Raw genomic sequence first — 22,019 nt, 5'->3', positions numbered from 1 at the left:
AGAATCGGTTTGTTCACTGTCCTGTTCATAAAATCATACGTATAATGAATACATAAATAGGGTGTACTTTACAGCTACGTTCACACAGACAGGAGGCCTGTTCATATGAGCAATTTCAAAAAGCATCACAAGCTACACAGCAAATTGCTGGTCAGCATTACGTTATGTACAACACTAACGTTGCTGGTATCCACCACTGTATATTATTTCTACTATATTCGCGTGGAAAAGGAGCAGGCATTCGAAGCCAATCACAATAGCTTAACGTTGAGAAGCAAAGAGGTCATCAACATGACATCTATTGCTCAATCGTTGGCATTTCAAATGTATCGCAGCAGTACCCTATCCAAGCTGTTGTATTATCCCAAGCCCAATGTATATGATGTAACCGCTGCCATGACCGAATTAAATAATTATCTCAACTCCATGCCTTATATTGAATCCATCTACGTGTATAACCCTAAAAGTGACACCTTCTACATTGCGTCCTCACAAGGCCAAAACGGGTTATTCAGCAAGCATGAACTGGCTGATACAGACATCATTCGCGTGCTCGATCACTATCAGGACTACAAACCCTTTACGCCTATTCCACGCACGTATCCGTTGCTGTCTGCCTCAGACTCCGAAGCTGGCGTAGAGCAAGCAAGCCCAGACATCGCAGCCTATACGTATTTATGTTATGACGCAATCAACTCGAACGAAGCGATAAATTCGGCTGTGATTGTGAACGTGTCAGCGGCCTGGATGAACAAGGAAATGGCGTCGACCCCCATCTCAGGTGGGACTGCTTATATTTTAGACGATCAAGGCAGATTGTTATCTGGTACAACGTTGGCAGACGAAGCTTTGAACGAAAAAGAACAGCTATGGCTGCACACTAGAGTCAAAAAACAGGAAACAGGCTATTTTGTAGAAGACTTTCATGGTAAAAGATCACTGATTTCCTATACTTCCCCGGATGGACTAGGTTGGCAGTATATTAGTGTCACACCTTATGAAAGCGTTATCAAAATGGCGAGTGTTATTCGTAATGCCATGGTACTGATCGCGGCCATCATCGGAATGGCAGGATTTGTAGCTTCCTGGCTGCTGTCCAAAATGCTGTATACACCTATTGGTCAAATTGTTGTGCATATGAATTCACTGGAATCGGAGAAACGCAACAGTATGTACACAATCCGGCAAAACATTTTACGGAATGTGATTCGCGGCATCCGAAATCTTCCTGCCGGTGAAGAACCGGAAAGACTGCGTGAGCTTGGGATTACATTCCAGTTCGATAAAGATTATCGGCTTGTACTCCTGCGCATAGATGAATATGCCCGCTGGCAAAGCGAGCGCGGACCTGATCTGCTACCCTACAAGTTTGCCATCATGAATATCGCTTCCGAAATATGCGGGCAGACATACCGGGTGGAAACCGTTGATATGGATGAGGATAGCGTCCTGCTGATGCTCAACATTCTAGACCCCGCAGAACATACAGACACGGTGCTACTGGAAACCCTATTACGCCAAATACGCGAAGCTTGTTTCGAATATTTGAAGCTAAGTGTATCACTAACCTACAGCGTAATTACAAGTCAACCAGAACGGCTGCATTTGCTGTACCGCCAGGTAGAGAACGCATCTATGCATCGTTTTTTTCAGGGTCATGGCTGTATTATTAATGCGCGAAGCACTACAGATGAAGATGTCCAAAATACTTATGTATTTCCATCGGATAAAGAAAAAAAATTGCTGGATACGCTGCTATCTGGTCATACGGAGGATGCACACCGGATGTTCAAAGATCTGTTGATGCATATGGAGAAATATCCGTTTTCCTCTGTCCGGGTGGCAATATCCCGGCTCATTATGAGTGTGAATAATGCCGTTCGGCATATAAGTGAGCTCAATGGATTTGCTATCGAATCTAAACCTGAATTACCATCCGCAGATCGATTAGAGACCGCCGAGGATCTTATTGCTCATTATCAATTGGTCTTTGAACAGGTTCGCTCCAATCTGGCGGAAAAACGAAATACAAAGCAAGAACGATTGGTACAACAAATCAACGAACGAATGGAGCAAGCTTATACGGACCCTAATTTCTGTCTCAATCAGATTGCGGAAGAGCTGGATATGTCGCCAATTTATGTCAGCAGGCTTTATAAGCAACAAACCATGTCCACCATCGTAGACGTCATCCAGCAGCTTCGTATTCGCAAGGCCTGTGAGCTGCTGGAACAGACCGACTGGTCGGTGGCTGACGTGGCAGAACAAACCGGGTTTGCGAGTAGCTCTTATTTCCACCGTATGTTTAAACGCAGTTTAGGCGTGACACCCACAGATTTTCGCCGTTCTAAAGCGAATGCGCAATAGGCGATATCAAAAAAGCAAGCCTCCAACTTTCTGGAGACTTGCTTTTACTTTAGATCACAGCTCTTAACGTTTTACTTGATCCCCTTCTCCTTCACATAAGCTTCCCATTGTTTTGTATATTCGGTTTGAATCTTCTCCAAACCAGCTTGGTTCGCCTTTTGCATGAAAGTCTCAAGACCTTGATCAACGTTGTCGATCAGTCCAGCTTGGAGCGGGTACAGGTATTGCTTCTCAACCTGTTCCAACGCCGCTTTTTCTGCTTGGTAGGTCGTATAGTCCTCTGCAAAACCAGTAAACAGGTCAGGCTTCTGGATTTTATCCAGCTCGGCAAAAATCTTCTTCACACGGTCGAAGCCTGAATCAAACAGCATGTATTCCGGGTTACGCCAAGCCCAGCTGTTCATGCCTTCCCGTGAAAATCCATTCGTACTACCGCTACCTATCATTTGATAGTAACCATCCTTGACTTCGTAGTTTTTGCCTTCAATACCATATTGCGTAAGCAGGTTATAGCGTTTGTCCGTTACAAGCTTTTCATAAAAGGCCAGCGCGCGGGCTGGGTTCGGGCTACTTTTTGGAATTGCAAAGCCATTATGAATCGGATGCACCGGAGTTGCATAGCCCGTTGTCAGCGGGAATGGATAGTACTCAAGCTTCCAGTCCGGGTGGGATGCTTTGAGCTTAATGACCATATCATTAAACCGGGTTGGGTTGTCGCCAAAAATACTCGCAGCTTTACCAGAAGTGACTTGATCCTGAAGCGTATCTTTTACGTTTAATACGTTTTTGGGAATAAACCCTTTATCAGCCCAGCGTTTGTAGGTGCCCAGCTCTTCTTTTTGTTCATCTGAGCCCCAATATTTGTATACTTCTGTTGGTTTTTCATATTTGATGCCAATGCCATAAGGCAAAGCACCTACACTCTTCGTTACTAATTCGGTATAACGATCATGCAGATTTCCCTTGATATCACTGTTCAAAGATACCGTTTTCATATTAGGCTCATGCTGACGTATCCCGTCCATGTAAGCCTCGTAACTTTTGATGTCTGTCGGTTTAGGCAAATTGTACTTTTCGCGTAAATCCTCACGCCATACAAAACCGTTTGTGACATATTCTTTATACGTGCCAGGCACGGTATAAATTTTGCCTCCGATTTTAACCCCATCCCACATGTCCTGAGGCACGAATTTTTGCAAGGCAGGTGCGGCCTTAGGCAGCAGATCGTCTAGCGGCAGGAATGCCCCCTTCTTGGCATAGGCCTGATACTGCGTCCAATCTGCAGTGAAGATCAGGTCGATAGGCTGACCCGAAGACAATAACAGCTTATATTTTTGATCCCAGTCTGTCCACGTCGTATAGTTAAATTTGACGGTGGCATTCAGATCTTTTTCTGCCAACTTATTAATCTCTGCCTCAATGGTAGACAGATCCTTAGGAGCATCACCCAGCATATAAAATTGCAGCTGTACTTTCTGGGCTTTATCATCCTCTCCATTTGCTTTTTGTGCGCTGTTTCCGCTACCGCCCCCACATCCGGCTAAGAGCGCCATGATAACCATTACTGCAATCAGGATGGACATGCGTTGTTTTCTTTTCTTTGTGAATGTCATGTGAATCCTCCCTTTGAAATGGTAGTCCGTTTAAATAAAACGCTTACAAAAAATGCTGCTTGGATGGCACAATGTCAGCACATTATGCCATCTCAGCCTTTAGTGCCGCTTATCCTTTTACCGCACCAATCGTCAGCCCCTTGACAAAGTAACGCTGAATGAACGGGTACAGGAGTAAAATGGGACCCGTAACCACGATCGCCATTGCCATTTTGGTCGACTCTGTCGGCATATCGTTGGACAGGGACACGCCGGTACCTGCACCCATTTGAGCAATAAATTGCATGGAGTTAATGACATTATACAGATAGTATTGCAACTGGTATTTATGCGGGTCATTAATAAAGAGTGAGGATGAAAACCAGTCATTCCAGTAAGCCAAAGCCAGAAACAGCCCCACAGTGGCAATACCCGGTGTAGATAAAGGCAGTACAATTCGGTAGTAAATTTTAAAATCACCCGCACCGTCTATTTTAGCGGACTCGAACAGTTCTTCCGGCATAGAGGAACGAATGAAGTTTTTCATCAAAATGATCAGAAATGGAGTCATTAATCCCGGGAAAATAAGCACTGTATACGTATCTAGCAGCCCCAAATACTTTGTGAGCATAATGTACCAAGGTACTAATCCGCCTCCAAACAACGTCGTAAAGTAAATATAGAATGAAAACGCGTTGCGGTATTTAAAATCTTTGCGTGCCAGCACATATCCGGCCATCGTCATCAGGAACAGGCCTAGCGTCGTACCTACAACCGTGGTAAAAATCGTCACCCCATATGCCCGCAACACCTCTTCAGGAAAGGTGAACACCGTCCGGTATCCTTCCAGCGAGAATTGCTGTGGAATGAAGTGATAGCCATCCCTGATAATCGATTCATTACTGGTTAGTGAAGCCGAAATAATAAGTAGGAACGGGAGTAAACAAGCAATGGATGCCACAATGATAATCACATAAGAGATAATTTTAAAAAGTCGAGTGTATACATCCTCTTTGATCGCCATCCGTTTCGGTCCTCCTTTCTAGAATAAGGCATATTCGTCGTTCAGCTTGCGAATGATATAGTTCACGGTCATGATCAGTACAAATCCAAACAGGGATTGATACACGCCTGCGGCCGAAGCCATACCCACATCAAAAGTTACTTTCAAGGAACGATACACATAAGTGTCCAAAATATCCGTCGTATTGTACAGCACACCGTTGTTACCGATTAACTGATAGAACAGATCAAATTGTCCTTTCATAATACTACCCAGTGCAAATAACAGCAGCACAACGAATGTTGACTTGAGCATAGGAACGGTAATGTACCAAATTCGTTGAAAAATGTTAGCTCCGTCTATTTTAGCTGCCTCATAATACTCGTCACTGATCCCTGTGATCGCTGCCAGGTAGATCACCATACTGTAGCCGAGATTTTTCCACAAATAGAACAGGATAATCAGGAAAATCCACACCCATGGTTTGTTATACACATCCACGCGTTCACCACCGAATTGCACCAGCAACGTGTTCAGAAAACCATTATCATAATTAAATATGTTGTACACGATGACACTTAGAATAACGAAGGAAACAAAATATGGAAGAAACATCACAGATTGAGTGATCTTTTTAAAGTAGCGACCTCGCAACTCATTCAGCAAAATAGCGAGGACAATCGCTAACACGTTGCCGAGTAAAATAAACGCTGCATTATATCCAACTGTATTCAATGTCAATTTGGTCAGCGTGCCGGATTGCCATAGAAAGCGAAAATTCTGGAGTCCGACAAACTGGGCCTCAAATAGGCTGGTATTAAAGTCAAACTGGGTAAATGCATAATAAATGCCGACCATAGGAATGTACGAATTTATGAAGAAAAAAATTAAAGTGGGCAACAACATCAGAAATAATACTCGATTGCGGATCAGTTCATAGAAAAAACCGCGTTTCTTGCCTGTTCCCAGCCTACCGTTCAAGCGGGAATCCGTCGTAAGCATTGCAGAATTTTTGGGCATAGGCTGATTCAATGTGAGTCACTCCCCCTCTATATACATTACCGACTGCAAGGTTTGTAGCATCGCCGCCGTATAACTATATATTATGTAAGCGCATTCAAAATGAAAAGTGAAGCCTCTCATGCTTCATGAACAAAGGAGTGTCCAGAGGAGTGAACAATTCTGATATTTGTGAAGTTTTATGTGATATGAGGCGCCTGATCGACGCCTTCAGCCCATTCGTCAAGCATATTTGGACGATCTGCTCTATTCCTTTTGCCCACCCTGAAAAATGGTTTCATCCTGTTTTACTCGAAATCCGTTTTTCTTGGCCTGCTCCAGCAGCTCAGCGGCATTATCCTGCGGCTTATATCCGATTAGTTCTTCCAAGTAACCAATGTCATAATAATTATCCGTATTGGCTGACGTACCGTACAAATTAAGATAACTCATCTCCGAAGGGGCCTCGATACAGCAGACGGTCAGATGGATCATATCGCGCTCGGAGATCCATATATGAGCAGCACGCTCCGAATGCGGCCGATCATCCCCAGGAAAATTACCGATGCGGATATTCATTGAAGATATTTTGCCCTGATCGGCATACAGCCGTCCCAACAGTTCAATATAGCACTTACTCAATCCATAAAAGCTATCCGGTCGGTAGGGATCTTCTACATCTATCGCTTCGCCTACTTTATAAAACCCTGTGGCATGATTGGAACTGGCAAAAATAATGCGCTTCACCCCATTTTTGACCGCAGCTTCATACAGCTTATACGCTCCGCTTACATTGCCAGACAGCACTTTGCCGAGGAAATCCCCTTCATCCTTAATCCATGCAAAATGCAGTACCGTATCCACTCGATGTGTAAGCTCAGCCAACCTTGCAGTATCATGTATATCCAGTTCGACAATCCCTGCTTCTTCATCCCTCATTACATCGGCAGCGGTTATTTCATATTTTCCTTCCGCTTTTAGCCCTTCATAGAGTACTTTTCCAATTGTGCCCGCCGCCCCTGTTATCAATAATTTCCGTGCCATCGTCCGCATCTCCCTTCTTTATGTGACAGTGTGCTGTCATCCATAGCTTAACCAACTCCCTAAAGAGGGAACCTTGATACCATCGTTCGCTGCATTCTGTCAGCTATAAAAAAGGACTCTGCTACCTAAGCAGAGTCCTTACTTATTACTTTTTTAAGATATTAATTTCAAGCTTGCTGTACTACCCTCACTCTGCGATTAACCAGATAGATGCTAAAACCGATCAATACCAGACCGATCAGCAGAAAAGCCGTAATCGATTCGTGAAGCAGCATAGAACTGACAAACACCGAAATCACAGGCACCAAAAACGTATAGGAAGCGACCTTACTGGCATCCCCCGAATTGACCAGCGTGAAATACAGCAGCCAGGATAGTGAAATTCCGAGCACAGTCCCGAACACCAGTCCTGACACATATGGAACATTCCATACGATGTCTGACCAGCTTTCCGTTACCGATCCAGCCCCTGTCAACACGATGCCTCCAAGTGTACATTGAAATGCGACCAGCCACAACGAATCCACACGCTTGTTAACCTTTTTCACATACACGGTTCCTAACGCCCAGCTCACCGCTGTAATAATGGCAATAATTACACCTGCAATAGCCACATGTCCTGAAAAGCCTCCGACACTGACAGCTGCCACGCCCAGAAATCCAATGATCAATCCAATCACTTTGAGCTTGGACATTGCTTCCCCCAGCCACATCCATGCAAAAATGCCAACCAACACAGGCTGAAGATATACCAGCACAGAGAACAGACCTGATGGAACGTACATGAGCCCCACGGTTTGCAAGCCATAAAACAGTACTACGTTAAAAACACCTGAAATAGCATACACCCGCCAATTTTCTTTCCAGCAAATGCGATTCCATCTCGGTGCTAAAATCGCTCCCAATAGCAGGCCACCCAACAGTGTGCGTAGTCCTGCAAACAAAAGGGGAGGCGTGAATTCCAGTGCAACTTTATAGATGGGCCAAGAAATGCCCCACAATACAACCAGTAGCGCGATCATCATTATCCGCTTGGCTGTCGTTAACTCTCCCATGATGCTCTCGCTCCTCTATGAAAAAAATCACTAGACTTTATATATTACGCCTACGGGACAACTTTATCAAACAAAAATATATAGGTAAAAGCTTCGATTCTCCAGCACGCTTGTTCATGGGATAGGGTTCCGAACAGAGGAATCCAGTCTTTGGCCTATGTTACAATGTACCCAATAGATAAAGCTTATAAGGATAGGAGGGTGTCTGCACTTGATTTATTTCATCAAATTTTTATACAGCTTCGTGCTTCCTCCCGGTTTGTTCATCCTCGTGATGGCAGGGCTTGTAATCTGGCTATGGAAACGGGCGCGTAAACCTGCTGTGGTACTGCTCTTTGTTACATTGCTGCTGTATGTTTCATCGACCAATTTGGCTGGAGATTTGTTAATCCGTAGTCTGGAAAAGCAGTATCCACAGCCCCGTACCATTCAAGGCGATGTTATTGTCGTACTTGGGGGTGGAGCTACAGAGGGAACTCCCGACATCAATGGACAAGGTAATCTGTTAGGGTCTGCGGCCAACCGACTGCTCACTGCGGCTAGACTGCATGAAGCAACAGGTCTACCTATTCTTTTTTCCGGTGGACAAGTGTTTGGAGACAGTGGTAACGAAGCGAATATTGCGCAGAGGCAGCTAGTAGGACTCGGTATTCCGGCAAAGGACATCTTCATCGAAAACCGTTCCTTAAATACACAGCAAAATGCCGTATATACCTCCCAAATTTTAAAACAGCACCAGCTCACAAAACCTATTCTGGTGACCTCCGCATTCCATATGCCCCGTGCTGCACTGGAATTTCAGCGTGCAGGTATGCAAGCCACAGCTTATCCAACCGACTATCTGGCAAGTGAAAAGCTGTCACTGTATGCTGCCAAACTTTCACCGTCTGCTGGGGCCATATCTACAACCGGGACAGCCCTCAAGGAGTATTTGGGGATTTTGGCCTTAAAGCTTAAATAATGTGATACACAGGTGTAAAGCGAACACAGCACAAACAAGCGTCTTGCGCTCACCGCTATAAGCCAGTAAGCGATTAAGACGCTTGTTTTATCATTACATATTCTCATGCAAGAAAATTTCCGATATTTGTTCTTCTGATATGACCTTAAAGCCCTCCCTTTTTAACAAGGCGGAGGTTACCCCATTGCCTGCAATTTTACGGTTTTCGAATGCTCCATTATAGATCGCTGCCGACCCGCAGGACGGACTGTTTTCTTTTAAAACAATAAGTGACGCGTTAACCTCTCTGGCTATTTGCAAAGCTTCGTGCGCACCTCTAATGTACATATCACTGACATCATTGCCTGAAAGCTCGATCACCTTGGCTGTGCCACTCAGTACGTCCTCCCCAGTCCCTCCAACAATCTCAGCAGGCTCTCGCGGTATCACAAAGCCCCCCAGTAGCTCAGGACAGATCGTCATTGCCTTCTTTTCCTCTACCAACTTTTGAATATGTACATCCAAGCTATCCGTCCCGTTATATCGCACCTTCATGCCTGCCAAACATGAACTTACCAGAATCATTAATCCACCTCATATCCATTGCTTTCACTGTTGAGTAATTTAAAGTATAAACGAGTTTGATTGTAGAGTCATCGTACGAAAATTTAGACTCGCCACTACGTCCGCGCTCCGTCAGGATATTCGTCCAGCTGATGACATAATCATAATCCTGTATTCAAATCTCGTTGCCTTCCTTTCAGTCCCTATAGGATCATGGAGTGATACGTATTTGCGTGTTTTTTTCAGAGATTGCAAATGCATCAGGATCTCATTTTCTATACAACGAGCTGCAAATATTGCTAACTTGGTGCCTTTCCCATTCTGAAAGCTTTTAATGACCTTGATCAGTCCGATGGTACCGATGGATATAAGATCCTTCAAATCTTCGCCGGTGTTATCGAATTTAAGGAAGGCGGAACGTTTAACTCATCCAAAATAATCTGATAAAAACAAGCCTGAGGCGCATATTGGGCAGCACTCCGGCTTATTTTTATATGTTGAGGTTCATCCTGCTCGTAAATAAAATAAATTCACTCTTGCTATAAGTCGTAATTTTAGATATATTATTAATTAAATAATTAATCATTTAATTAATGAAAGTTTAGTTTAAAGAAAGGGGAATACATTTGGCAAGACCCATCAATGAAGAAAAAAGACTGGAGCGGCGTAAACGTATCCTAGAAGAAGCTGTTGTCCTGTTCGCAGAAAGTGGATATTCTAATACCACAATGGCTATCATTGCTCAGAGTGTGGGAGTGACTCCTGGAACCATTTTTCAATATTTTCCTAGCAAAGAAGCTTTATTCTACGCCGCAGTCCTTGAGCCGCTTGCTGATATTCAGGTGAAATCGCTTGCTTGTCTAAAAAAAGGAGGGACACCAGGCGTATTGATTAAGAGCATGGTGGCAGAACAATTCAACCATATCTACTCCTATATAAATGAATTGCGGCTTGTTCAATCTGTCTTAGGACAACGAATAAGATTCCCTGAACTTACACAGAAGGTCCTTGAAAGTGTAAAGGTAATGACAGATGCGATCGAATGCATCTATGCCAAGGGACAGTTAATGGGAGAATTCAACAAATGCTTTTCTCCAGCAATGATCTCTCGTGCCTATATCTCTTTCTTAAATGGAGTGGGCTTAACTCTTGGAGAAAGTATTATTCAGCATCCGGAGTGGGAAAATCTGAAGGAGCATGCCTTTTATTTGTTCGCACCCATACAACCTAAAGAAAAACCGGAGGAGTCTGAATGAGTCAAACATCATTACAACCCGATCTGACATTTAACGTTCGTGTGAAAAAACGGAAGAAAATTTTATGGAGCCTAGGAATCGTGATTCTGCTTGTAATGGCTCTTGTATTTTTTATATCTTATAAAGTAGTAGACACCTTGTTGCACCATCCTAGAGACACTAATGTCAGCTACGAATTGAATATCGATAAAACACCCTACGAAGAGATCGAGTTCAAGAGTTTGAAAAATGATAATACGATTAGAGGTACTTTCTTTCCTGCAAATGGTCTTTCTGGTAAACCAAGTGATAAGACGATTGTTGTCGTCCATGGATATACGAGCAATCGTTTAGTCAAAGGGCGGACCCAAAAGTTAGTAGAGCATTTCGTTCCGAAAGGCTACAATGTATTGGCATTTGACCTCAGCTCGCAAGGTAAATCCGATGGTGACTTGATTACACTGGGCCTCAATGAAAAATACGATTTGCTAGGAGCTGTAAGCTACTTAAAATCCAGAGACCATACGGGTGATAACATTGGAGTTATCGGCTTTTCAATGGGTGCTGCTACTTCTCTGCTAGCCGCAAGTGAAAGTGATGACATCAAAGCCGTAATTGCGGATAGTCCTTTTCGTAATGCTGGTCTATTTCTGAGAGAGGGTTTGCCCTACTTTTCAGGTCTACCTGCATTTCCATTCAGTTATACATCGACATGGATGGCAAATTGGGTCTTTAAGGTTGATCTTGATTCCATATCTCCTATGAATGCGGTAAAAAAGATGCAAGACAAGCCAGTTATGCTCATTCATGGTACTGGAGATCAGCAAATCAGTTATAAAAATACAGAAATTATTTACGAGTCCTTAAAAGATAACCCAAAAGCAGAAGTATGGTACCCGCAAAATACGGAGCACATCGATGCCATCAACCATTACCCCACTGAATATTTCAAAACAGTAGATCGCTTTTTGGATGAGTATGTAGGAAAATAAATTCACTCCAAGAGAGCCGACTAGCGAAAAAGCTTGTCCTGACGAAGTAAAAATACCCAATAATATCAAGCATTTTTAGCCTGTAGTGCAGAAAACCACTACAGGCTTTTATTTGCGTTTTAAATGAAAATACATAGCAAAATAGCTATTATTTAAGCGAAAAAAACGGTAGTACGAGTACAGAGCATGTTGATAAAGACAAAAGACAAGTGTATGCTGTTTGCTGGTCAGGAGAAGATCCTTTTTGGAGATCATTTGAATAAAGACTCGGAATTGAATAAATGAACTAGAAAACAACGCGTTCTCTACAAGAGCAACGCGGCTTCAAATATCTCCTTATCCATTATCCCTTCTGCTTGTAAAATTCATGGTACAACTTCATCAGCGCGCGCTTTTCAATTCGTGACACATACGAGCGTGAAATTCCCAGTTCTCGTGCAATTTCCCTCTGTGTTCGTTCTTCTCCTCCAGCTTCCAGACCAAATCGGCCAATCACCACTTCTTTTTCACGGTCATCTAAAATATCCAGATTGCGATAGATTTTGCTCTTCTCGATTTTGAGCTGTACCTTATCTACAATATCGTCCGCCTCGGAACCAAGGATATCAATTAAAGTAATCTCGTTTCCTTCCTTGTCAGTCCCTATAGGATCGTGGAGAGATACGTCTTTGCGTGTCTTTTTCAGGGACCTTAAATGCATCAGAATCTCATTTTCTATACAACGGGCTGCAAATGTTGCCAGTTTTGTTCCTTTTCCGGTCTGAAAGCTTTCAATAGCTTTGATCAGTCCAATGGTGCCGATGGATATAAGATCCTCCAAATCTTCGCCGGTGTTATCGAATTTTTTTACAATATGGGCCACCAGCCTTAGGTTATGTTCAATAAGTGTGTTACGGGAATGTGCGTTGCCTTCGGCAAACAGCTTTAGGTGTCGAGCTTCCTCTTTCTCAGTCAATGGCTGCGGAAAGGCGTTGTTTTTCACATAGGAAACGAGTAGCGTCAATTCCTTGATGAACAGAGCGATAGCACTAAATAGTCCGGGCACGGATGACACCTCCTGAGGTAGTTGCGAACTTACCGGCCTTTGTTACTTACCGGGCTTGCGGTCTGTTTATTGTATGTAGGCAGGTGCCCATCCGTGCCTGTACTCCGAAAACTGCTCCGTAACAATTTGCCGGATATCTTTCTCGAGCAATCTCCAATACTTAATTTGAAACTTAGAGATCTCTTCGACAAATCAACGCACTCCTATAGCCAGAGGGAAACACGGGATAGCTTTACATTATTCATCACTTGATTTCCCCATTTTCTTTCAGTAGAGTATTAACTTTTTTCTAAATATGACATCGGAAGTGGGGAATAGACTATCGTATCTCCATCTTCATCTCGTTTTAAAATAATAGCGAACTCAGCACCATTACTCTCATCGCCTCTTGGCAACGGGAAGATCATTGCGGGACAACGCAACTCATAATTATGAGGAAATTCTTTTTGAAAATCCTCTAAAGCATAATTCAGAATTGCATCTATTTTATCAGTAAGCACATGAAATCCACCTATTACAAAATCATTGGACTCTTGGGAAGCGGTATACTTCTCAAATAATTTGGTTTTGTATTCCTCAACAGTATTAAAACAAACTTCCCAATCCAAAGGGAATACGCCATCTGCTAAATAATAAGAGTATATTTTCATATTCCATACATTCTCCTTCTCGCACCTAAAATAGTTTTTATATTGTTTCTCTCAATCTTTTTCGATATAAATTAGCCTAGCCTTTAGAATGAGCTTGTTAAAGACCCGAAAATAGCACCCTTTTCTTATTTCCTCCTATATCGTTTGAATTTTTTAATTACGTAGGTTCTTATCCCGTCCATTGCTAGTATAGTCATGAAATAACTGGTTGCTATTATAATGCTTGGCCACTCATTTATGATTATGCCTTTTTTAATTAAGGAATACATTCATTGAGAGTTTCATATAGATCATATACAACAACATATTTAGCAAATTAGAAATAATAACTAAGGGAGGTAGTTCAACATGACAAAATTCAGTCAAAATCCAGATAGTTATTCGTTTTCCATGGAACCTGTCGTTATAGCTGAAGATAACGTTTCAACGAATGGAGATACCAAAAATACTTTTCCGAAAAATGTTTTGATCGATAATAATCTCTATTGGGAGAGCAGCTTAAGTGGTAAAGGTGGGGAAATCATCTTCAAATTAGATACGGGAAAAACGATCAATGATATCCTCTTAGCCCAGCCACCTTCTCGCGCTTTTATACTTTCGTTTTCGTTTCATGGCTCGAGTGACGGAGAAAACTGGTATAGGTTAGGACAAGTCGAGGCTGTACCAAGCACTGCAAAAATAACCTATCAGTTTAGTAATGAAATTCCTTTTTCATATTATAAAATAGCTGTACTTTCCTCTGGATTGAATAATACAACCACCTATTATGGTATCCGATACATTCAACTAAGAACCGCGCTAATCAATGGCGTTCCTGCCTACAGAGCGTCCAATATAAATCCCGCTATTGCGGAATAAGCCAGTACAAAATACAAAAAGGAGGCTGGACAACGCCTCTATGAGTAATGGCTATACTTGAGACAAAAGTTATTCTTACATTCCTAAAATTTCTAGTTATAAGTGATACTTTCTTGCTTTATAACTGAGACTTATCCTCCAACAATAACATAATCACACCCTAATATGATCACTCGTCATTCTATAACTGTGAAGAGAAATGAGAACCAGTAGATTCCTTTTAGCTACTGGTTCTACTGAACCGCAACAGCGACACAACATCCGTTTGAGTAAACTGTAGGCGATCTGCCCGGCTAATAAAGTCTCAGACATATACCAAAAAAAGTATAGCCAAATTCGTCTCATGTATTACCGTAACTCATACCTGCGTCAATATGCCGGAAGTGTATTCAATAAGATATCCTTTTTCACGAGCATATTTGATTGTGTTTCTAATCCGACGCTGAAACTCCATTGGTGATTTAACCTTTCCGATATGAATTTCTATCGTATTATCCCACCGAAAATAGCCGTAAATATTCGTCCCTTTACCAGGAACTCGTAGCCACCAGACTATTCGTGTTAAAGCCAAGCAATCCAAGAAGAATGCCATAATGTCGATTGACAACCATGAAACCGGTGCATGACCTAAATACAAGAATAATCCAACGAGAAAACTAAATATAAAACTTATGCAAACAGTTTCAAGCGAACGCCCTTGATAAAGCCTGAAGCAAAATTTGAATAAAATCCCCCTTTTCAAGTCCTCAATTATTGGCATACATATCGACCTGCACCCAGCTACAGGCTGGCCACTTCTCCAATCGATCTGATTGACTCCGCAGCCGCTTCCAGGTCCTCAATCAATTGAACTCAATAGGTTTCAATATATTTGATTACTTGATCTACAGTCGAAAAAGGTTCTTTATCTAACTTTACCAATCGATCAAAAACCTTAATTTCAAATCCCGATTCATTTCTCCATACTTCAAACCGGATGTTCTCCTCTACCGCCGGCCCTCCAATTGTAACTTGATCTCCTATCAGCATACCTTCAAGATTAGCTTTTCGACTTAGGCTTAGTTTCATAAAACTCATCCTTTCCTTATTAATTAAGTCCAACTGATCGACTCCACAGCCCGTAGCAGTTATTCAATCAATCTTTACCTCTAAAAATTTTCTCCCGCTGGATTGATGGCTGAACCGAAACATTGTTATCTCCTGACTACAATCAATCATTTTAAGCCCATTATCTTCAAACAGGCATTCGCATATCCTTGTTTTTATAGATTACAACAGTAATCTCCTGTCGTGCTCTCGTTAGCATTTGGTACAGCATTTTGTCCATACGATAGGGAGGTGCCCCCGCTTCTCTAGTAGACAAAAGCTGCCCAGAATCGTTGTAATAAAAACGCTCGTTTATTACAACGGCAACTTTATCAAATTCTTGTCCAATAACATGATGAGCGTTTCGATTTCCCACTGAGTACTTATCAATTGCGATCCCCATGGTTTTTGTACACTGCGGCTTTAACGCAGCCCCGTTGTTTATTTGCACTCCACCTAGGCGACATTCTTTAGCTTAGCGTATTGTTGCAGGTGTAAGGCTTTTGCCGAAGCCCAACCGCCGATGACAAATTGACATCGGACAATTTGTCCGATATAATCAAAACAAAACGGACAAACTGTCCGAATTTATAATATGAAGGGTGAAACTGGGATGTATATTGAAAAGTTGTATTTTTTACCTGTAGGTGAATGTTTCCTAGATCAATCGGCAGTTAATCGAACCCTTGCCCCCGGGAAATTAGTCGGAATGCCTGTGTGGTCTTTTCTATTGGAAACGACCAGCGGGCCGATACTCATCGATACGGGAATGCCCGACGCTTTTATCAACAATCCCGATTACTACAAGAGGACTAGACGTGAAGGGCGCGTCGTCCCCAACATGTCTGACGGCGACTCGATCGTAAATGTGTTAAAGCGTGTCGGTTATCGACCTGACGATATTCAAATGGTCATTAGCTCCCATTTACACTTGGATCATTCTGGGGGAAACGGGCATTTCCGCAATACGCCGATCCTTATTCAAAGGGCAGAGTATGATGCGGCCATAAACAATGAGGATTACTCTCCATTAGAGTGCAGGCTGCCCGATTTACAATATCAAATCATTGAGGGTGACCATGAATTGATTCCGGGGGTTCAAATTTTATTCACTCCGGGTCATTCCCCTGGCCATCAATCAGTCCTTGTCACAACGGAAAAGTCGGGTCCAGTGCTACTGACAATTGATGTTGCTTATACTCGGGAGAACTTCGAGAATAGCGTACCGTTCTTGACATTCGATCAAGAGATGGCTGCCAAATCGATTACTCGCATGCAGGAGTTAATTCAGGATGTTCGGCCGTCCTATGTTTTCTTGGGACACGATAGAGATCAGGCGCAAAAATGCCGCACCTTTCCTGACTTCCTGTAATGGAGGGACAGGCTATGGATACTCAATCAATGGCTTTATCCGGCAATGAGCGGAAATTAATGGGGACACTTTGCTTGCTCATTATTTTCGGAAACATCAATATGACCATGTTTAATTTGTCTATACCTTCGATTTCCGCTGACTTTGCCCTGACCTCCTCGCAGGTGAGCTGGGTTATGGTCGGTTACAGCATTTTGATGGCTATCGGCGCCGGTACTTACGGCAAGTTAACGGAGTCCTTTTCCTTTCGCCAGCTGTATGTCATTGGTTTAATCCTTTTAGCTTTCGGCTCTATGATCGGCTTTTTTGCAGCTTCATACTTGCAAGTTATCATTGGAAGACTGCTGCAGGCAGCAGGGGCCTCATCCATCTCTCCCCTGTCTTATGCGGCAGTAACCCTGTATTTTAAGCCTACAGTCAAGGGACGGGTGCTGGGAACCTTATCCGCCACGATTGCCTTTGCTTCCGGCTTCGGGCCTGTGTTCGGCGGTTTCGTGGAGCAATACTTTGGTTGGCGTGCTTTGTTCATCGTGTCCAGTCTGAGCCTATTTGTTATCCCTTTGATATTCAAGTATGTTCCTGACAAGAAACACGACCGCGGTTCATTCGATTTTCTCGGAGCTGTTTTGTTCTCCGCGGGACTGGCGTTGGTGTTGCTAGGGGTTACGAACTATTGGTTTATGCTCATTGCAGGAGCAGCAGTTCTTCTATGGTTCGGTACTCATATTCAGAAAAAAGAACATCCATTTATCGATGCATCTTTCATGAAAAATGCTCCTTACCGACGAATTCTATGGATTGGATTCCTTACCTTCGTATGAAACACGGGGTTAACCTTTACTCTTCCTGTCATGATGAAGAATTCCTTTCATTTACCAACTAGTAAAATCGGTCTGCTGATGCTTCCCGGTGCCGCCTGTGCAGCCTTGCTCGGATCCCGGATCGGAGGTTGGACAGATCGTTTCGGAAGCTCCCGCGTGCTTGTCATATCGCAAAGTCTCGTCATCAGCGGATTTATACTACTGGGGGTATCCGTACATTTGCCGCCATGGATCGACGCTATATTGATCATTATCCTTATGATTGGATTCAACGGTGTCCTCACCTCTAGCAGCAATTTAGTTTCGACGACACTCCGTTCGGCTGAGCTGGGTGTGGGGATGGGTATTTTCACACTGGCCTATCTCCTAGGCGGAGCATTCGGCCCTGCGCTGGTCGGCCGACTGATTGATCTAAAGATGCCTTTTTTTGTTGTTTATTTTACCATTTCCCTGTTGGCAATCCTGACATACTTATTCGCAAGAAAAGCAAATCCTAGCGGAAGCTATGGTAATTAGTTTGGTAGACTTACGACATGTCCGAAAGATATGGAGGATGAATAGATGAGTAAATTAAATTTCCAACTGTCCTTTGCTGCTATTCATGAGCTGGCCGAGGGGATCCGAACAAGGAAAATATCCCCGGTAGAGATTACAGAACATGCGCTTCACCGCATCGAACGTTTGAATCCGAAACTGAACGTTTTCGTTACCCAAACGTCCGAACTGGCGATTGAACAAGCGAAGCAATCGGAACGCGATATTATGCATGGTCGGTACAAAGGGCCCCTTCACGGGATCCCCATCGTTCATAAGGATCTATATTACACTAAAGGGATCCGAACAACTGCCGGTTCAAAAATATTGAACAGCTTCGTCCCCGATTACGATTCGACGGTTGCAGCTAAGCTACATGAGGCTGGAACAGTTCTGCTAGGCAAAGTACAGACTCACGAGTTCGCTGCGGGATTGACAACAACTAGCCCGCACTTCGGTCCTTGCCTCAATCCGTGGAACACTGAACTTGTAACGGGAGGTTCAAGCGGCGGTTCGGCTTCTGCTTTAGCGGCTGGACTTACTTATCTGGGCACAGGCTCGGATACCGGAGGTTCGATCCGCATACCCGCTGCTTTGTGCGGTGTCGTAGGGATGAAGCCGACGTACGGTCGGGTCAGTCGGTATGGTATCATTCCAATGGCCTGGTCATTGGACCACCCGGGTCCGTTGACCCGCTGTGTCATGGATGCGTCCCTGTGCTTGGATGTGATGTCTGGCTTCGATCCAAAGGATGAATCGACTGTCGATCTGCCTGCGCCAGGTATCAAGATGTATCCGAATGGTCTCAGGGGTGTGCGTATCGGATTGCCGACAAGCTACTATTACGAGGATTTGATGCCGGAAGTGGAAGCTGCGATGAAGGCCGCTATCAATAAATTCCGAGAACTGGGAGCAGAAATCATCGAAGTTAGCCTGCCCCTGATCAAACATGTTAGAAGTGCGACGATGGCCATTATGATGACGGAAATGTACTCGTACCACGAGAAGTGGCTTGAGACAGAATTGGAACAGTATGGACCGGACGTCCGAATGTTTCTTGAAAGCAGTAGAGATATTCCGGCTTCCATTTACCTTCAGTCTCAGCGGGCCCGGCAACTAATTGTCAATGATTTTTTGAATGCATTGTCCGGAATCGACATCTTGTTGACGCCGGCAACACCGATCACTGCGCCGCGTGCAGATGATGATGCTAGTGTATTCAGATTGAACTCATTTACGCTTCCGACCAATTTGACTGGCTTGCCTAGCCTGAGCATGCCTTGCGGCTTCTCACCTTCCGGTCTGCCGATTAATATGCAATTGATTGGCCGCCCCTTCGAAGAAGCGACAGTACTAGGTATCGGCAATACTTATGAAATGAATACAGACTGGCACAAGAGACATCCGGATTTGTAAGCCTGACTATATTTGATGGAGGGTAATCTATGGATCAAAAGCAACTTAACTCTGAAGTTAGCAGGAAAGCATCAACCGTAACCGGAACAGATACGACGAGCGACAAGAAAAAAGCATACGAGCAGTTTATTCATACGATCGCAAGTTTAAAGGAACTGGACCTATCGGGCATTGAACCGCATTTGCCTCCAATTTACAAAAAGCACTATACCAAGAAATTAAAAAAAGCTCATCGGTCACCCAAATGAATGTATTTTTAATTTTTCACGAAATGTATTATAATTATGAAGACGGACAACATGTCCTATACACGAAAAACGGACATATTGTCCGTTTTTCGTGTTAAATAACAGTTAAATTAATGATGAGGGGAGATATTTATGGTAAATTCAGAATCGCAATCTGTCTCTCTGAAAATTCCCAGAGAGGAGTTAAACCGAAGACGAATTTTGGCGGCGGCTAGAGAACTTTTCATCAAAAACGGTGTTTACAATGTCAATATGCATCAGATTGCGAAGACTGCTGGAGTAGGACAAGCAAGCCTATACCGCCGCTACTCGGATAAGGGCAACATATGTCAGGAGATCGCGTATGAAGAATACCAACCTTTGTTTGATGAAGTTCAAGCATTTCTTGATCAATCCCCAGAAACCGCTGCCTTGGACCGGCTTTACCATGTAATCGTAAGATATGTCTCTTTTTTAGAGGCGAAAGTTCCTTGGCTCTGTGAGGTCAGCCGGGCCTCAACCGGGCATCGTCCGTTACAATCTCCGTTATGTCAATGGATGCGCAATATAAGCAGAAATCTGCTAAATGAGGCCGTTGAACAGGGAGACGTATCCGGGGTGGACATTTCATATACTATTGAAGCCCTGCTGGCCGTGCTTCACAATATCGATTACCATCTCCAAGATGAAGGCTTTACAAGCCAACGAGTTCTTGATGGATTACACCGCATATTTATTGAAGGTTTAAGAGCTAATAGACATTAATTGAGGGGCTGGCCACAAAGCCACATAACATGGATGAGGGATAGTCCTGCGTAACTCCTCTTTTTATCTCATAATGGTATATTGAATGTACAAAGAAACCATATCCTTTCAAATGGTCGGGTGGTACCTCCATTTTACCCAGGAACGGTTTCTTATTGTTTTACAATTGGAGAATAGGACGTCCCTAGTCATTTTTATGACTTATGGGACAACCCTTTTTTTCTGCCAATGGCTGCTATGCGAGTTGAAGAGATTTGTACAGCACTTGGGGATTTTATTAAAATTTAGTCTATCTTTCTCCTTACGGATATACAGTAATACTTCGTGCATAGATTTATATAAAGTATGGTAAGATACCCACGTGTATTCTAATACTGTACAAACTGTTATCCGGCCGGCTTTTTGGAGCAAATAGGAAATCACGAAGTCTACATCAGCCTTATATTTATTGATTCTTTCCTGTCTTAGTTTCTCTTTAGTTTCTTCTATTTTTGAAGTTATTTTATTGTTTAATTCGTTATAATTCGTGATTATATTGCTATAAGACATCCCTAAAAATGTGACTACATCCCTTAATGTAATTTGTTCATGATCGTGTGTTTTGATGTACTCATTTGCAAGTGACCAAAGGTATTTTTCCTTTAACTTTTTCTTGTTGTGGTTTTGCTTTCTAATTGCTTTAGAGATTCTATTACCCAGTCCGTGCTCCCAAGGCAGAAAATGGAATTTTTAGATATCGAGCAATTGCCTTATGAGATATTTTAAGATTTTCATACACAAATGTTTGAAGAGCTTTCTCCAATTGATCTACAAGTTCAGCACTGTTATAATTCTGACGTTCTATTGTTTTCCTTTGATAATGTTCTTTATCAAATAGGGCATTAAATATAAAATACCGTTGCACAGCAGGATCAAATAAATAATAGTAGAACGTTAATATTCCAACCTAAAATCGCTCTTGAGTTCTGAAGTAATCCGAGTTTACCCTCCCAATTTAAAAGCCCTCTAAAAATCTGTACCAAATCACTACTACATGTTCTGGTTGGACCGAATTTTTTAGATAACTCCCTTGACAAAAGCTTATTTTTATTTAAATATCCCATGATCTTGTACACAGTATTATTGGACCTTTCTAGTCGACGTGCTATTTCACTCACCGATTGTGTATTCTTTAGAATCTCCCGTGTTCTCTCAATCATACCAACCCAGTCATTAATTGATTTCCACATGTTATCTGAGGTATCAATCCCGTATTCCATCCAACATACTGTACAGATGGAATGCCTATTATATTTCTGACCTTGTACCATATGTTAGCATATATAGAATATATATAGTAAATAGAAACACAAAAAAACCAATAGAAACAAGGGGTTTTGTTTCTATTGGTTTAAAAATGTCTCAAACATATACCCAAAAATGTCTCAGTTATCAACCATATCAGTCTCAATTAT

The 22,019-nt window shown here is 42.8% G+C and carries 20 protein-coding genes and 2 pseudogenes; 11 read left to right on the top strand and 11 right to left on the bottom strand.

What is annotated here, in order from left to right; all coding sequences use genetic code 11:
• Positions 1 to 105 precede the first annotated feature (105 nt).
• On the top strand, positions 106 to 2,367 hold the full coding sequence (locus HFE01_RS13575; protein ID WP_167438410.1) for an AraC family transcriptional regulator: 2,262 nt from the start codon (positions 106 to 108) through the stop codon (positions 2,365 to 2,367).
• A 71-nt stretch (positions 2,368 to 2,438) separates the two neighbouring features.
• On the opposite strand, the gene HFE01_RS13570 is transcribed toward HFE01_RS13575, so the two are convergent.
• The 5 genes from HFE01_RS13570 to HFE01_RS13550 all read right to left on the bottom strand — a co-directional run bounded on the left by HFE01_RS13570 (position 2,439) and on the right by HFE01_RS13550 (position 8,060).
• On the bottom strand, positions 2,439 to 3,980 hold the full coding sequence (locus HFE01_RS13570; RefSeq protein WP_167438411.1) for an extracellular solute-binding protein: 1,542 nt from the start codon (positions 3,978 to 3,980) through the stop codon (positions 2,439 to 2,441).
• A gap of 109 nt (positions 3,981 to 4,089) precedes the next feature.
• Positions 4,090 to 4,983 carry a carbohydrate ABC transporter permease gene (locus HFE01_RS13565; protein ID WP_016821652.1) on the bottom strand — a complete coding sequence of 298 codons (894 nt, stop codon included), beginning with the start codon at positions 4,981 to 4,983 and terminating at the stop codon, positions 4,090 to 4,092.
• Positions 4,984 to 5,001: 18 nt separating this feature from the next.
• Entirely contained in the window at positions 5,002 to 5,994 is a 993-nt protein-coding gene (locus HFE01_RS13560) for an ABC transporter permease (RefSeq protein ID WP_167438412.1), read from the bottom strand.
• Between the two features lie 234 nt (positions 5,995 to 6,228).
• Positions 6,229 to 7,005, bottom strand: coding sequence for an NAD-dependent epimerase/dehydratase family protein (locus tag HFE01_RS13555; protein ID WP_025365389.1), 777 nt, complete (start codon positions 7,003 to 7,005; stop codon positions 6,229 to 6,231).
• 167 nt (positions 7,006 to 7,172) lie between these two features.
• Positions 7,173 to 8,060: a DMT family transporter gene (locus tag HFE01_RS13550; RefSeq protein WP_167438413.1), complete on the bottom strand. Its 888-nt coding sequence runs from the start codon at positions 8,058 to 8,060 to the stop codon at positions 7,173 to 7,175.
• Positions 8,061 to 8,271: 211 nt separating this feature from the next.
• On the opposite strand from HFE01_RS13550, the gene HFE01_RS13545 reads away from it, so the two are divergent.
• A complete protein-coding gene (locus HFE01_RS13545) occupies positions 8,272 to 9,021 on the top strand; it encodes a YdcF family protein (protein WP_017428198.1) in 750 nt (249 codons plus the stop codon).
• A 93-nt stretch (positions 9,022 to 9,114) separates the two neighbouring features.
• On the opposite strand, the gene HFE01_RS13540 is transcribed toward HFE01_RS13545, so the two are convergent.
• Together HFE01_RS13540 and HFE01_RS13535 are read right to left on the bottom strand one after the other, a co-directional pair.
• Entirely contained in the window at positions 9,115 to 9,585 is a 471-nt protein-coding gene (locus HFE01_RS13540; RefSeq protein WP_107733270.1) for a 2-thiouracil desulfurase family protein, read from the bottom strand.
• 157 nt (positions 9,586 to 9,742) lie between these two features.
• Positions 9,743 to 9,969: pseudogene (locus HFE01_RS13535) on the bottom strand (sigma factor); the annotation flags it as partial.
• Between the two features lie 221 nt (positions 9,970 to 10,190).
• On the opposite strand from HFE01_RS13535, the gene HFE01_RS13530 reads away from it, so the two are divergent.
• Together HFE01_RS13530 and HFE01_RS13525 are read left to right on the top strand one after the other, a co-directional pair.
• Positions 10,191 to 10,820 carry a TetR/AcrR family transcriptional regulator gene (locus HFE01_RS13530; protein WP_025365392.1) on the top strand — a complete coding sequence of 210 codons (630 nt, stop codon included), beginning with the start codon at positions 10,191 to 10,193 and terminating at the stop codon, positions 10,818 to 10,820.
• On the top strand, positions 10,817 to 11,791 hold the full coding sequence (locus tag HFE01_RS13525) for an alpha/beta hydrolase (protein ID WP_107733269.1): 975 nt from the start codon (positions 10,817 to 10,819) through the stop codon (positions 11,789 to 11,791). Before HFE01_RS13530 ends, HFE01_RS13525 begins: the two co-directional genes overlap by 4 nt.
• A gap of 343 nt (positions 11,792 to 12,134) precedes the next feature.
• Here the strand turns inward: HFE01_RS13525 and sigK are convergent, their stop codons facing one another.
• Both sigK and HFE01_RS13515 read right to left on the bottom strand, forming a co-directional pair.
• Positions 12,135 to 12,836 (bottom strand): RNA polymerase sporulation sigma factor SigK, encoded by a 702-nt coding sequence (gene sigK, locus HFE01_RS13520; protein WP_025365394.1) that lies wholly within the window; start codon positions 12,834 to 12,836, stop codon positions 12,135 to 12,137.
• Positions 12,837 to 13,114: 278 nt separating this feature from the next.
• A complete protein-coding gene (locus HFE01_RS13515; RefSeq protein WP_025365395.1) occupies positions 13,115 to 13,486 on the bottom strand; it encodes a hypothetical protein in 372 nt (123 codons plus the stop codon).
• Between the two features lie 348 nt (positions 13,487 to 13,834).
• On the opposite strand from HFE01_RS13515, the gene HFE01_RS13510 reads away from it, so the two are divergent.
• Entirely contained in the window at positions 13,835 to 14,344 is a 510-nt protein-coding gene (locus HFE01_RS13510) for a discoidin domain-containing protein (RefSeq protein ID WP_025365396.1), read from the top strand.
• A gap of 852 nt (positions 14,345 to 15,196) precedes the next feature.
• On the opposite strand, the gene HFE01_RS13505 is transcribed toward HFE01_RS13510, so the two are convergent.
• Both HFE01_RS13505 and HFE01_RS13500 read right to left on the bottom strand, forming a co-directional pair.
• The gene (locus tag HFE01_RS13505; protein WP_107733268.1) at positions 15,197 to 15,445 is read right to left on the bottom strand and encodes a hypothetical protein; all 249 of its coding nucleotides are present in this window, start codon (positions 15,443 to 15,445) and stop codon (positions 15,197 to 15,199) included.
• Between the two features lie 133 nt (positions 15,446 to 15,578).
• Positions 15,579 to 15,833, bottom strand: a complete 255-nt coding sequence (locus HFE01_RS13500; protein WP_146169070.1) for a hypothetical protein — start codon at positions 15,831 to 15,833, stop codon at positions 15,579 to 15,581.
• Positions 15,834 to 16,043: 210 nt separating this feature from the next.
• Here HFE01_RS13500 and aiiA point away from each other — a divergent pair, with 210 nt between their 5' ends.
• From aiiA to HFE01_RS13475, 6 genes and pseudogenes are all read left to right on the top strand, one after another.
• Positions 16,044 to 16,802, top strand: coding sequence for a quorum-quenching N-acyl homoserine lactonase AiiA (gene aiiA, locus HFE01_RS13495; RefSeq protein WP_025365400.1), 759 nt, complete (start codon positions 16,044 to 16,046; stop codon positions 16,800 to 16,802).
• Positions 16,803 to 16,816: 14 nt separating this feature from the next.
• Positions 16,817 to 17,623 (top strand): MFS transporter, encoded by an 807-nt coding sequence (locus HFE01_RS27325; protein ID WP_243208193.1) that lies wholly within the window; start codon positions 16,817 to 16,819, stop codon positions 17,621 to 17,623.
• Between the two features lie 18 nt (positions 17,624 to 17,641).
• Positions 17,642 to 18,139 (top strand): annotated as a pseudogene (locus tag HFE01_RS27320) (MFS transporter); the annotation flags it as partial.
• Positions 18,140 to 18,184: 45 nt separating this feature from the next.
• The gene (locus tag HFE01_RS13485; protein WP_025365402.1) at positions 18,185 to 19,573 is read left to right on the top strand and encodes an Asp-tRNA(Asn)/Glu-tRNA(Gln) amidotransferase GatCAB subunit A; all 1,389 of its coding nucleotides are present in this window, start codon (positions 18,185 to 18,187) and stop codon (positions 19,571 to 19,573) included.
• A 29-nt stretch (positions 19,574 to 19,602) separates the two neighbouring features.
• Positions 19,603 to 19,821, top strand: a complete 219-nt coding sequence (locus HFE01_RS13480) for a hypothetical protein (protein ID WP_039276151.1) — start codon at positions 19,603 to 19,605, stop codon at positions 19,819 to 19,821.
• 132 nt (positions 19,822 to 19,953) lie between these two features.
• Positions 19,954 to 20,565 (top strand): TetR/AcrR family transcriptional regulator, encoded by a 612-nt coding sequence (locus tag HFE01_RS13475; RefSeq protein ID WP_107733266.1) that lies wholly within the window; start codon positions 19,954 to 19,956, stop codon positions 20,563 to 20,565.
• The last annotated feature ends 1,454 nt before the right edge of the window (positions 20,566 to 22,019 follow it).

Origin of the sequence: Paenibacillus sp. EKM10P (assembly GCF_011800655.1) — a bacterium.
Taxonomy (GTDB): Bacteria; Bacillota; Bacilli; order Paenibacillales; family Paenibacillaceae; genus Paenibacillus; species Paenibacillus polymyxa.
This window is presented reverse-complemented; position numbering and strand designations above follow the sequence as displayed.

Coding starts and splice junctions, on each gene's coding strand:
- HFE01_RS13500 (WP_146169070.1), bottom strand. CDS start 15,833: ATGGGGATCGCAATTGATAAGTACTCAGTGGGAAATCGAAACGCTCAT.
- HFE01_RS13485 (WP_025365402.1), top strand. CDS start 18,185: ATGAGTAAATTAAATTTCCAACTGTCCTTTGCTGCTATTCATGAGCTG.
- HFE01_RS13575 (WP_167438410.1), top strand. CDS start 106: ATGAGCAATTTCAAAAAGCATCACAAGCTACACAGCAAATTGCTGGTC.
- HFE01_RS13480 (WP_039276151.1), top strand. CDS start 19,603: ATGGATCAAAAGCAACTTAACTCTGAAGTTAGCAGGAAAGCATCAACC.
- HFE01_RS13570 (WP_167438411.1), bottom strand. CDS start 3,980: ATGACATTCACAAAGAAAAGAAAACAACGCATGTCCATCCTGATTGCA.
- HFE01_RS13540 (WP_107733270.1), bottom strand. CDS start 9,585: ATGATTCTGGTAAGTTCATGTTTGGCAGGCATGAAGGTGCGATATAAC.
- HFE01_RS13475 (WP_107733266.1), top strand. CDS start 19,954: ATGGTAAATTCAGAATCGCAATCTGTCTCTCTGAAAATTCCCAGAGAG.
- HFE01_RS13550 (WP_167438413.1), bottom strand. CDS start 8,060: ATGGGAGAGTTAACGACAGCCAAGCGGATAATGATGATCGCGCTACTG.
- HFE01_RS13555 (WP_025365389.1), bottom strand. CDS start 7,005: ATGGCACGGAAATTATTGATAACAGGGGCGGCGGGCACAATTGGAAAA.
- HFE01_RS27325 (WP_243208193.1), top strand. CDS start 16,817: ATGGATACTCAATCAATGGCTTTATCCGGCAATGAGCGGAAATTAATG.
- HFE01_RS13565 (WP_016821652.1), bottom strand. CDS start 4,983: ATGGCGATCAAAGAGGATGTATACACTCGACTTTTTAAAATTATCTCT.
- HFE01_RS13510 (WP_025365396.1), top strand. CDS start 13,835: ATGACAAAATTCAGTCAAAATCCAGATAGTTATTCGTTTTCCATGGAA.
- HFE01_RS13515 (WP_025365395.1), bottom strand. CDS start 13,486: ATGAAAATATACTCTTATTATTTAGCAGATGGCGTATTCCCTTTGGAT.
- HFE01_RS13525 (WP_107733269.1), top strand. CDS start 10,817: ATGAGTCAAACATCATTACAACCCGATCTGACATTTAACGTTCGTGTG.
- aiiA (WP_025365400.1), top strand. CDS start 16,044: ATGTATATTGAAAAGTTGTATTTTTTACCTGTAGGTGAATGTTTCCTA.